Source organism: Streptomyces sp. NPDC091371, from assembly GCF_040684275.1.
Lineage (GTDB): Bacteria > Actinomycetota > Actinomycetes > Streptomycetales > Streptomycetaceae > Streptomyces.
Map to the genome: position 1 here is coordinate 1 of NZ_JBFBFP010000091.1, position 10424 is coordinate 10424.

The following is a 10424-nucleotide window of genomic DNA, read 5'->3' on the forward strand; positions in this document are numbered from 1 at the left end:
CTGCCCAGGTTGCGGAGCATGTCCTCAAGGATCTCCGGCGGGCACTCGAAGCCGAAGGCCGCGGGGTTGCCGGTGTTGAGCTTGAGGATGCGATGGCCTGCTGCTTCGAGCCGCATCGCCTCTTCGAGGACGGGTCCGCGGATCTCGTAGCAGACATTGGCAAGTTTCGTTGACTGGATCACCTGCATGCTGGGAGCTTACGGCTCTGCCCACGGCTACCCACGGGCGCAGCACCCACAGCATCTATGAAATTGCACACTTCTGCAATTAGCGGATTCTGCGGTCCGCTGCCCCGCTTCGGGCTGTACCGTTCCGGGCGGGGCCTCGCGCAACCCCCGTCGGCGAGGCCCTCTGTAAACCTCGCGAGCCGTCCCCACCCGGGAAGCCTCTGCGAAGAGGTTCCCGCGCTCACTCTCGACCCTCACACCGCCGGCTCGGCGACGACGATCGCCGAGGTCCAGTCCACCTCGCCCCGGGCCCCGAGTTCGTCCAGTACCGCCCGGTGCAGCCGACGCCACAGGCCGGCCTCGGTCCATACCGTGAAGCGGCGATGCGCGGTAGCGGGCGACGTGCCGGACGTCGGCGGCAGATGCCGCCAGGCACAGCCGCTGGTCAGCGCGTACACCACTGCCGTGAAGGCGGCCCGCTCGGTACACGGAGCGGTCCCACCACCTTGACGACCAGGGAACGACGGCAGCAACGGGGCGGCCAGCTCTCAGGGTTCATCAGGGACCAGACGTTTCTACAGATCAGCACCCACGACCGGCAGCATGCCGCACGAACATCACGTCACGTGAGACAACTTCTAAGCCTTGATCGGTGCGGCCGATCGGGCGGCCTGCTCGATCTTCGCGCAGTGGGCTGCACGGGCTTCCTCGTCGATCTGCTTCTCGTGTTCGGCGCGCAACCCGGTCCGGCCGTCGAGGCCCTCGCGCAGGATATCGGCGTGCCCGGCATGCCGGATGGACTCGCCGAGGACATGGACCATGACGGCGAACAGGTTCGTGTGGGTATGAGGCTTCGGCCACCACGGCACGTGGCCGGGGGCGTCGAGGGGAAGCTCATCGATCGTCGCGTCCGAGTGTTCCCACGTGCGCTTATAGAACCCGATGATCTGATCGCGGGTCTCGTCCTCGGTCGCCCACAGATCGCTGCCGTCGGCGTCCTGCCACCGGGGCAGCGGTTCCGGGGAAGGGCGGTCGAAGACCTCGCCGAAGTACCTGGCCTCGACAGTGGCCACGTGTTTGACCAGGCCGAGGAGGTTGGTCCCGGTCGCTGTCAAAGGCCGGCGGGCGTCGTATTCGGACAAGCCGTCGAGTTTCCAGAGCAGCGCCTCGCGGTCCCGCCGCAGTCTCCCGTGCAGGTTGGCTTTCGCGAATTCATCGATCATGCGACATGAGCCTGCCATGGGCTGCTCGTGGTCTCAAGATCCCGTACGTGGTCCGCAACGACCGGCAGAGCCGAGGCCTGGCTATGGCCGCCGCCCTGACCTGCCACAAGAAGCTCGCGAAACTTGCCACGCGAGACAACCTCCAACTCAAGCAGATGAGCATGTACCCCGACGACGAGGACACCAGCTCGTCCCCGCTCGCTCCCCATTCAGTTGAGAGACAGTTCACGTGAGGCAGCGAGCACTTCCCGTTCCACGGATCCCCATCACCGTAGTTCGCTGGAGACTGCGGGCAGCCTGAAGAACCATGTTCGGACTCGACAAGGGTGGCATCGTGCTGTTCGAGCCATTCGGAGAGTTCCGATACCCGACTGCACCATTAAGTGCGGAGAACGTTCCCCATCTGCTGCGGGATCTGACCGGCACCGACGTGGACGCGGCGGAGGAGGCCTTGTCCGAGCTGTACGGGAGCGTCCTGCACCAGGGGACGGTCTACGCCGCCAGCGCGGAGGCGGTGCCGTTCCTCGCCGAAATCGCGGCGGCCGGCCACCGCACGGTAGACGTCCTGGCGTTGCTTGGCGGCATGGCCGAGAGCGAGGACGAGCACGGCGTGGTACCGGGCGCGGTCCGGGCGGCCGTCGCCGACCAGCTCCCGTTGCTGCTGCCCCTGTTGGCCTCTCCGAAGCCGGAGGTCCGCCGGACCGCAGCCTGGGTGGTCTCCCACACCCGCGCGACCGAGATCGCGCTCCCTGCGCTCCGCGCCCGCTGGGACCAGGAACCCGAAACCGCTACACGCGCGGAGGTCCTGGCCGGGATCGCCCGGCTCGACCCGCAGGGCGCAGCGGCGGCGGCCGCCGCCGTCCTGGACCCGTCCCAGCCGGCCGAGGTGCGCATGGCCGCCGTCTTCACCTCCCTCGACGCCGGCGCTCCGTGGACCGAACCAATGCACACGACGATGCCGTCCCTTCTGCCGGCCGACCCTCTGCGCTCTGATCTCGACCTCGAACGCGGCGAGCCGCTGGCCGCCGTCATCGAGGCACTCCTGGGCCGGGGCCGCCGCAAGGAGCGCAAGGCGGCGTTCGCACTGATCGACGCAGCCCTGCACGACGATCGGGCCGAGGTACGGGCCGAAGGCTTCTGGGCGGCCGACCGCGCCTGCATGCTCTCCCGTAGTGCCCCGCGGCGACTGGTGTGGAACCTGCGAGCGGCGGCCGTCGACGAGGAGTCGGTGATTGCCATGTCGTCCCTCCTGGGCCGACTGGGCAGCATCGCCGAACCAGCCGCGGACATCCTCGCCCCCCTCGCCCGACGGAACTTGGACCACGACGACGACCATGCGGACCGGGCCTTGGCCGCGCTCGTACTCGTCGCGCCCGCACAGTCGGCGCCGCTCCTGGCCGCCGGCCTCGGGCGGCGCCCGCGGGCCCTCGACGCCGCCGCCGGGTTCCGCATCGCGGAGAACTCCGCCTTCCCGTACAACGGGGAACTCCTTGACGCGGCCGCCACCGCCTTGCCCAGCCCGAGGTCCTGAACGGCAACGAACCCTGGCAGCTGACGAACCTGCCGGCGGGGTGGGGCGCCGAGGCAGCGCCGGCGTTGCCCGAGCTGTGCGCGGCGCTCCCGCACTTTCCAGGGCAGGCCGCCCGAGCCATTGCTTCCGTCCCCGCCGATTGCGCCCCGGCGGACCGCGCCCGGGCCGCCACCTCGTTGCGGGCGGTGACGGCCGAGCAGGGAGTCCTCCCCGCGGCAAAGGCCCTGCACGACCTCGACGGCGATATCGCGCCCCTGCTGCACTGTCTCGAACAGGACCTCCGACGTGGCGCCAACCAGCTCAGGGAGGCCGCCACGATGGCTGCTGCGCTTGGTCCCCGGGCAGCGGCGCTTGTGCCTGCCCTCCGCGAGGTGCTCAGCGGCACGACCTCCGACACCACGCCCGCGCTGGATACGGACACGGCCCTCGCTGAGGCTTTGTGGCGTGTCACGGGGGACGCGGACCGGGTGGTTGCCGTTCCCGTCCCGGTCGCGGCCCCACCGCTTCGAGGAGCCGTCGGCTCGATCAGCCGCCGGTGGCTGCCGCGGCGCCGATGGTGAGGGCGGCCGGGCACCCGCGAACGCATCGGCCGCCACCACGGCCTGTGGCGCGACGTCGTGCTGCTGGAGCGGCGCAGCACCCTGGTGGTGTGAAACCGCACGCCACGGCGGCCACGCCGACATCATCCGCGAGAGCCTGGACGGCGCCACCCTCTACCCCGCTGATGGCCGCCGCCGAGCAGTGGCCCGACCGTGGTTCGAGCCCTGGGAGCCCGCCGCGCCCGCCGGCTGAGGGCTACGGGCCGTCAGAAGTCGTGCCCCATCGGCCGGATATGGTCAAGGCGCTCTTGCGGACCGGTCCTACGCTGGAGGCATGGCCACCGATCCCTTGCTGAGACAAGGCCCCGACTCGACGGATCTGGTCCTGCGCACCGGCCCGACCGGGCCGGTGTGGAACGCGCTGACCTCGGCGGGGCCGGCACTGTTCATTCCGCTCGCCCTGGGCGTGCCGACCCTGATCGTCGCCTTCTGGATGGCCCTGGCCGGGGCGCGGGCGTCGACCGTGTTCGTGGTGGTGGGGGTGATCGCCGGGCTGGAGTACCTGATCGGCTGGCCGGCGCTGGCCTTTTCCCGGGCCCGGGACATCCTGCGGGTGGAGTTCGCGCCGGCCAGGGTGCCCGCGTCCCTGCGGTTGGTCCGGGCCGCCGGGCCGGACGTCTGGCTGCCCGTCAAGACCCTGCGCGAGGTGCGGCTGACGCACAAGGTGGTGGAGCCGTACCAGGGGGACTACAAGCCGGCCGTCTCCACGCTCGCGCTGGAACTCGTCCTACGGGGCGCCCGGGAGCGGCTCGCGCTCCCGTTCGGCGGCGACCCGCAGCGGCTCGCCGGCGAGTTGAAGGCTCTGCTCGGCCCGGCTGGGGTCGTGGTGGTGCTGCGCACCGAGCGCAGCACCCGCGATCGGCCGCCGCAGCCAAACTCCCGCTGGACCTCCGGCGGTTCGGCCTCGGTCGGCTCGGGTGGCGGCTAACCCCGGGCTGCCCGTGGCGCTCCCCGGCCGGGAGCGCCCGTCGAGGCAACCGGCGGCAGGTGGTGCGGGGCAGCCTGCCGCGACCCGGGCGCGTTGAGCCGCCGGGTCGACTATTGCGGGCGTTCGCCGGCTTCGGGGCGGCGGCACTGGACGGCTACGTTGGCGCCCTCCTGCTTGAGGATTCATCCCTGCGGCGCGCGGCTGTGGCAGCGATCAGCCGCTGGAACAGCGACGTGCCGACTGCCGCGCGTCTGCCCGGACGGCATCACCACGGGAAACGCCCGCATCAGCAACTCCTGCATCGAGTCGTGCAACAACCCGCCGCAGAGCCACACCCCCCGAGAACGAGTCCCAGGAGCTCAACGAACCCACCTCACCCCACGTCACACCACAGCTAATCCACCCCGAGAGGGGTTCCCGCCATGGCCGTAGCGGCAGGTCTGGGCGTGGCTTCTCTGCACCAACCCCGGGGCAGGTCAGCTCAACGAGGGGTGGGTTCGGAACGGCGTCAGGCGGACGAGTTCGATCGGCCGCGCGTGTCCCGACGCCGGCTACGAGGGCGGACCGGCTCGGGCGCTCGACCCCGGACACATGCGTTCAGGCCTCCCCGCCGCTCCCGCACGTTCGGGTTGCTCGTCGTGGACGTGGCCGGAGCACCGGTCATGGCGGATGGAACCGCTCCGGTGGGCGGTGCATCTGGTGGGGCATGGGTTTCGTGATCTTGTTCTTTGGGCTCTTCTTCCTGGTCGGCTGGGCCGCGACTCTCGCCGGGCTTGGGTACGCCGCCTCAGTGCTGTGGCGAAGCCGCAGGCAGCGGTGGGCACGGGACGAGGGGCATCCGCTCGTTCGCCTGCTGCTCCCCGCCCCCGCGTACATGCACTTCGACAGGGCACTCGCCATTGCGGCATTGCTCGCCGACCTGTGGCTGTTGTCGGCGGTCATAGTGCTTGGCGCGGACGGCATCTTCACCGAGGAGTGGATGGGATACCCCGGCATGATGGATCCCAGCGGACAGGGCTACCAGGCAGGCGCGGTGGATCTGCTGCGCACGACGGCCTGGTGGAGCGCCTCTGCCGCGGTCCTCACGCGATGCTGGACCACCACGGTCGTCCAGCTGTCCGTCCTACCTTTGTCGGCGCTCTGGATCGCCTCGTTCGACACCTACTACAAGTGATCCACTAGACGTTCGAACACGGCGAAACGATCCTCCCGTACCCGTCGTACGGACAGCCCTCAGGATCGCCTGAGTAGCGTCACGACCGCACGACCTGTGGTTCTGCTGCACGATTTGGATGTGTCGGACCCTGACCCGGTTCCCGAGTTGGTGCAGTCAACCAACCACCGGGCACACGGTCCGGTCTGGCTCGGTGCCCAGGTGAGCGGTACGGCCTGCGGGCGGGGCTTGGCGGTGGTCTGCTCGCTCATGCTGCCTGCCGCCCGGTCGTGGCCGGAGTGTGGTTGCGGGCGGTGCGGCGCAGCTCGACGCCGCCGGTCCGCCATCCGGCGGGCGCGGCCCAGTGGGGATGGGTGTACAGGCGCCCGGACAGGGCGATCAGCCGGCGTCGCAGCAGGGTCGTACCGGATGTGGCCGGGGCCTGTGCGAGATTCGTGTAGGGCTGCTGCCACGCCCTTTCGAGGGTGAGCAGGTCACCGGGGAAACGGGACGGCGGCCTCACCCCTCGATGGAAACTTGGTCTCCCGTGGAGCGGCCCCGTGTCGGAGTGCGCCGGGCAGGGGTCCGGGCAGGAGACGGGGCCATTCCCGCGCCCCCGGCGGGGGCACGCGCCCACCGGTAGGCCGCCCCGCGTCTCCACGGCTTCCGAGCGTCGGAGTTGTCCATTCGGACCAGGTACCGGCGCTTAAGGCTCGATCAGGTCAGTTGTGTTCGGCGATGGATCAGTTGTTGGTGGTGCCGGGGCCGAGGGTGCGCCGGCCCGGTGTGCGCGGCTGCTCTGCTGCGGTCTGGGCCAGGGGTGGTGTCTGGGTGCCTTCGGCTGCGAGCCGTGTGCGCTGGGGTTCGGGGGTGTGGGCGGTTGTGCGGGGGCCGGTGTCCAGCGTGCGGCGAATGGTCACGTTGACAGTGTCTGGGGTGGGCTTGGGGCGATGTCACCCGAGGGTGGCGTCGCGGGCATGTGACGGGCCGTGCGTGAACGCCCTGCCCGCCTCCTACCCCCCGCGTTCCGGGGACGCGGGTAGGGCCGTGGCCGTCAAGGTCACCCCGGGTGAACTTGAACCAGGGCTCGTTGACGGCTGCGAAGGCACGCCGGAAGGCCCTGTTGCGGGTCCCCCGCTGGCGGGGCTATGCCCACGGGTGCCGGCCCGAGCCTCTCACGCGTTGTGGGAGATCATTTTCCCGAACTCCTCATAGTTGATCTTGCCGTCGCCGTCGCCGTCGCCGTCGCCGTCGGCGTCCTTGAGCATCTCCTCGGCCTCTTGCTTGGTCAGCGGTTCCCCGATGTTCGTCATGACACGGTGCAGTTCGTCAGCGTCGATGAGGCCGTCGCGGTCCTTGTCGAAGACACGGAAGGCTTCGCGTTCATCATCATCGGAGTTCGCGTCCGCCAGCCGCCTCGCCATCACGGCAAGAAACTCCGGGAACTCGATCACGCCGTTGGCGTTCTGGTCGAACTCGGAGACCATGTCGCGGACCTCGGACTCGGTAGGGGCCATTCCCCGAGACTGCATCACGGCCATCAGGTCGGCCGCCGAGATGCTGCCGGTGCCGTTCTTGTCGAAGGTGGAGAAACGCCTCCCTGAGCTCCGCGAGCAGTTGCTCCGACATCGGTTCCGTGCCCACTTGTGCCTCCTCAGGGGTGCCGCCGGATCGGAATGGCACGGCGGTCGCGGTCCACGATCCTCTGAAGATCACGGAAACGTGCCCAGGTTTCACCGTGAGCGATCACCGTCCACCTATTTCGCTCCGAAGGACCTGGCTTCGTAGCAGCCTCGGGGGGACCGGCCAGTGGCAAGCAGCCCAGCCCAGAGATCAGGAACAGGTTCATAGCTTGTGTTTTATGGTCCGGTGTCGAGCGCGTGCCGGGCCGGGATCCACTTTCCCTCCGGGCGCCGCTCTAGCCGAACCCCAAATCAGGGGCCTTCGAGGGGCATGGGCGCTGGATCCGGATGCGAGCCACGGTTGTCAACGTACTGGTCCGCGCAGTGAGACGGACGCAGTCCAGAACCCTCAGGTCCTGGACTGCTGTGGTGCGCTCCGGTGGCACCGGCTGAACGTACGGCAGCCAACAGGCTGCCGGCCCGCCGTTGGGCGCCTCGCCCGCTCGGACCCTGTCCACGGCCGCCCACGTGGCAGGAGGCTGTGCAGGTCTACCCCTGTCAGCGCAGGCTGTGTCGTCAGTGTGTGGCGGTGTTGCGGAGTGTGAGGGTGGTCTGCGCGGCGTCGGCGAGGGTAGTCGACTCCACGATTCGGACCGCGCCGAAGGTGGTGGCGTCGCTCCAGGCGCACACCGCCTGGTCGCCGTCGAGTCCCGGGGAGAGGCCGCAGGCGAGACCCCCGCCGTACTGGCCCGGGTCGAAGCGGGTCACGTCGTGGGCTTTCGCGCCGGTGAAGTAGTTGAGGAACTCCTGGGAGATCGACTTGGTGGCTTTCTCCTCGCGGATCTTGGGGTCCCACTCGGCGCTGCGGACCATGACGAGCAAGTCGAGGTTCTCGTCCCCGTCCTTGTCGTAGTAGCCGGTCTGCATTCCCTGGGGTAGTTTGCGGCCCGCCAGCACCGCTGCCTCGGTTTGCTTCGCGGCCTCGCCGGTCATCAGCCGGAACTCCGCGAAGCTGTCCGGCAGAACGACGGTGCGCGACGTGTCCGCCTGCCGACCGTCGGAAACGGGCCCGGTCGCCACTGCTTCGGAGGCTCGTGGTTCCGGGTTGTACGACGCCACAGCCTGCATCCCCGCGCCCACCGCGATCAGCGCCGTGAAACCGATGATGATCAGTCGGCGCCTCCGTTCCTCGCGAAGGGTGGTGGCAGGGTCGCCCCCCGCCGGGGTCGACGGCGCGCGCCAGGACCGGGTAAGGCGCCAGAGCAGCACGATGGCGACGCCGAAAATGGAGAGAACGCCGGTCACCTGCCCGATGGCAAAGCTCTGGGAGGTTGTGTCCACGTAAGCAACGATCACGCTCGGCATCGTACGTGCGATCGAAAGCCTGGTGGATCACGATTCGGCACCCCCCACATCGATGGTCAACCACGGGGTGAGGTGGGTGAGACCCCAGCTTGGCATGTTGGTCCGCCATCGAACGGTTCTCGAACTTGTTCGGGGGTTTCCCCTGTTCACGGCGTGTCTCGTGGGGTCGCGGCTTGATCCTGCGTGGAGAGGTCGGCGGGGCATGGAGGCCGAATCATGGAACTGGTCGAGCGCGAGGTCCACCGAGACGCGTTCACGACCGTGACGGAGTTCCGGTCGGAGCTGTACGCGTGCCTGGTCTCCAGAAGCGACGCGCTGTTTGAGCTGTGCGACGGCGGTTATGCACCGACGGGCGGTCCGCAGTCTCGTGGACCTGTCCCTTGCGCCCGAGCACCGTCGCGGGCACGGCGCGCTGTACTCCGGGCTGAACCTGGGCCGGATCGACGTTGCCCGGCTGCGGCGGGCCATGGCCGGTGTGCCGTTGCCCCGGGCCAGGGACGGCCGCCTGGTGCTGGCGGTGGACGTCTCGCCGTGGCTGCGGCCGGATGCCGACACATGCTCGGACCGCTCGTTCTGTCACACCTTCGGCCGTGGCCTGGGCAAGCATCAGATGGTGCCCGGTTGGCCGTACTCGATCGTCGCTGCGCTGGAGACGGGCCGGACCTCGTGGACCGCGCTGCTGGACGCGATCCGGCTGGAGCCTGGCGCGGACTTGGCAGCGGTCACCGCCAGCCAAGTCCGTGAGGTCATCGAACGTCTCGTGGAGGCCGGCCAGTGGCAGGACGGAGACCTGGATGTCCTGGTCGTGCTGGACGCTGGGTATGGCGCACCCCGCATTGCCCACCTCTTGGCCGACCTGCCCATCGAGGTGCTGGCCGGCTCCGGTCGGACCGGGTGATGCGCAAGCCGGTCCCGGTGCCGTGGATCTGCCCGCCGCAGGGTGGACCTCCGCCCAAGCGCGGCGGTGAGTTCGTCTTCGGCCAACCCGAAACCTGGGGCGAGGTCACCGTGGTGGCCGTGACCGACACTGACCGGTACGGGACCGCGACCGCGCAGGCGGGGGACTGGCTGCACCCTCGGCTGACTCGTCGGGCAGCGTGGGGAGATCACGAGGGCCCGTTGCCGATCATCGAGGGCACGGTGATCCGGTCGCGAAGCTGCCCAGCGGTGGGGTGAACAAGCCCGTGTGGCTGTGGTGGTCGCGGAGCGGCGCCCTCCCCGGGGACGTCGACCGGTGCTGGCAGGCCTTCCTGTGACGGTTCGACCTGGAACACACCTTCCGTCTGCTCAGCAGACGCTGGGCTGGACCCGGCCCAAGCTCCGGGACTGGGCCGCGGCCGACCGATGGACCTGGCTCGTTCTGGCCGCCCACGCACAACTCCGCCTCGCCCGCCCACTCGCGCGGGATCTCCGCCGACCGTGGGAAGGACCGGCCGAACCGAACAGGCTCACACCCGCCCGCGTCCGCCAGGGTTTAGGAACCTCCGCGCGAAGACAGGCACCCCAGTCCGTGCACCGAAACCCAGTCGACCTGGCCCCGGCCGCCCGCGCGGCTCGAAGAACCGGAGACCCGCCACCCGATACGACGTCGGACGCGTCCTCGCCACCGGCGAGTCATACGCCCGACCCGCACATCACAAGGTCGGCACCAAACCTCGACGAATCGGATAGACCGCAGGCCCAGGCGTTCCACCACTCGTCGCTGCATATCAACCTCCACTGTTCCGGAACAGCCGGAGGTTAAAGAACTTCCCAATGACGATGTCAAGCCGTCGTCGTGACGGTCGGTAGGATCTGGTAGCACGCTCCGTCGCGGATCATCGCCCATAGAACATT

Annotated in this window: 10 protein-coding genes and 3 pseudogenes; 6 read left to right on the forward strand and 7 right to left on the reverse strand. The window is 69.3% G+C overall.

Annotated elements, in window-relative coordinates; genetic code table 11:
- The 3 genes and pseudogenes from AB0O21_RS39855 to AB0O21_RS39865 form a co-directional block, all read right to left on the reverse strand.
- A pseudogene (locus tag AB0O21_RS39855) lies at positions 1–188 on the reverse strand (aminotransferase); the annotation flags it as partial.
- 233 nt (positions 189–421) lie between these two features.
- The gene (locus tag AB0O21_RS39860; protein ID WP_365180736.1) at positions 422–700 is read right to left on the reverse strand and encodes a transposase; all 279 of its coding nucleotides are present in this window, start codon (positions 698–700) and stop codon (positions 422–424) included.
- Between the two features lie 105 nt (positions 701–805).
- Positions 806–1390: a DinB family protein gene (locus tag AB0O21_RS39865; RefSeq protein ID WP_365180739.1), complete on the reverse strand. Its 585-nt coding sequence runs from the start codon at positions 1388–1390 to the stop codon at positions 806–808.
- 47 nt (positions 1391–1437) lie between these two features.
- On the opposite strand from AB0O21_RS39865, the gene AB0O21_RS39870 reads away from it, so the two are divergent.
- The 5 genes and pseudogenes from AB0O21_RS39870 to AB0O21_RS39890 all read left to right on the forward strand — a co-directional run bounded on the left by AB0O21_RS39870 (position 1438) and on the right by AB0O21_RS39890 (position 5622).
- Positions 1438–1623: a hypothetical protein gene (locus AB0O21_RS39870; protein ID WP_365180742.1), complete on the forward strand. Its 186-nt coding sequence runs from the start codon at positions 1438–1440 to the stop codon at positions 1621–1623.
- 74 nt (positions 1624–1697) lie between these two features.
- Positions 1698–2921 (forward strand): hypothetical protein, encoded by a 1224-nt coding sequence (locus AB0O21_RS39875; RefSeq protein ID WP_365180745.1) that lies wholly within the window; start codon positions 1698–1700, stop codon positions 2919–2921.
- A 569-nt stretch (positions 2922–3490) separates the two neighbouring features.
- Positions 3491–3574: pseudogene (locus AB0O21_RS39880) on the forward strand (N-acetyltransferase); the annotation flags it as partial.
- 220 nt (positions 3575–3794) lie between these two features.
- Positions 3795–4448 carry a hypothetical protein gene (locus AB0O21_RS39885; protein ID WP_365180748.1) on the forward strand — a complete coding sequence of 218 codons (654 nt, stop codon included), beginning with the start codon at positions 3795–3797 and terminating at the stop codon, positions 4446–4448.
- 706 nt (positions 4449–5154) lie between these two features.
- Positions 5155–5622: a hypothetical protein gene (locus tag AB0O21_RS39890; protein WP_365180751.1), complete on the forward strand. Its 468-nt coding sequence runs from the start codon at positions 5155–5157 to the stop codon at positions 5620–5622.
- 247 nt (positions 5623–5869) lie between these two features.
- Here the strand turns inward: AB0O21_RS39890 and AB0O21_RS39895 are convergent, their stop codons facing one another.
- From AB0O21_RS39895 to AB0O21_RS39910, 4 genes are all read right to left on the reverse strand, one after another.
- Entirely contained in the window at positions 5870–6124 is a 255-nt protein-coding gene (locus AB0O21_RS39895) for a hypothetical protein (RefSeq protein ID WP_365180754.1), read from the reverse strand.
- Between the two features lie 220 nt (positions 6125–6344).
- Positions 6345–6521 (reverse strand): hypothetical protein, encoded by a 177-nt coding sequence (locus AB0O21_RS39900; protein ID WP_365180757.1) that lies wholly within the window; start codon positions 6519–6521, stop codon positions 6345–6347.
- A gap of 255 nt (positions 6522–6776) precedes the next feature.
- Positions 6777–7259 carry an EF-hand domain-containing protein gene (locus tag AB0O21_RS39905; RefSeq protein ID WP_365180763.1) on the reverse strand — a complete coding sequence of 161 codons (483 nt, stop codon included), beginning with the start codon at positions 7257–7259 and terminating at the stop codon, positions 6777–6779.
- 540 nt (positions 7260–7799) lie between these two features.
- On the reverse strand, positions 7800–8588 hold the full coding sequence (locus AB0O21_RS39910) for a hypothetical protein (RefSeq protein ID WP_365180760.1): 789 nt from the start codon (positions 8586–8588) through the stop codon (positions 7800–7802).
- A 216-nt stretch (positions 8589–8804) separates the two neighbouring features.
- Here AB0O21_RS39910 and AB0O21_RS39915 point away from each other — a divergent pair.
- Positions 8805–10259 (forward strand): annotated as a pseudogene (locus AB0O21_RS39915) (NF041680 family putative transposase).
- Positions 10260–10424: the final 165 nt, after the last annotated feature.

What these genes read in the sequence shown, in the direction of transcription:
- AB0O21_RS39890 (WP_365180751.1), top strand. Translation starts at nt 5,155, where the DNA reads ATGGGTTTCGTGATCTTGTTCTTTGGGCTCTTCTTCCTGGTCGGCTGG.
- AB0O21_RS39885 (WP_365180748.1), top strand. Translation starts at nt 3,795, where the DNA reads ATGGCCACCGATCCCTTGCTGAGACAAGGCCCCGACTCGACGGATCTG.
- AB0O21_RS39875 (WP_365180745.1), top strand. Translation starts at nt 1,698, where the DNA reads ATGTTCGGACTCGACAAGGGTGGCATCGTGCTGTTCGAGCCATTCGGA.
- AB0O21_RS39865 (WP_365180739.1), bottom strand. Translation starts at nt 1,390, where the DNA reads ATGATCGATGAATTCGCGAAAGCCAACCTGCACGGGAGACTGCGGCGG.
- AB0O21_RS39910 (WP_365180760.1), bottom strand. Translation starts at nt 8,588, where the DNA reads ATGCCGAGCGTGATCGTTGCTTACGTGGACACAACCTCCCAGAGCTTT.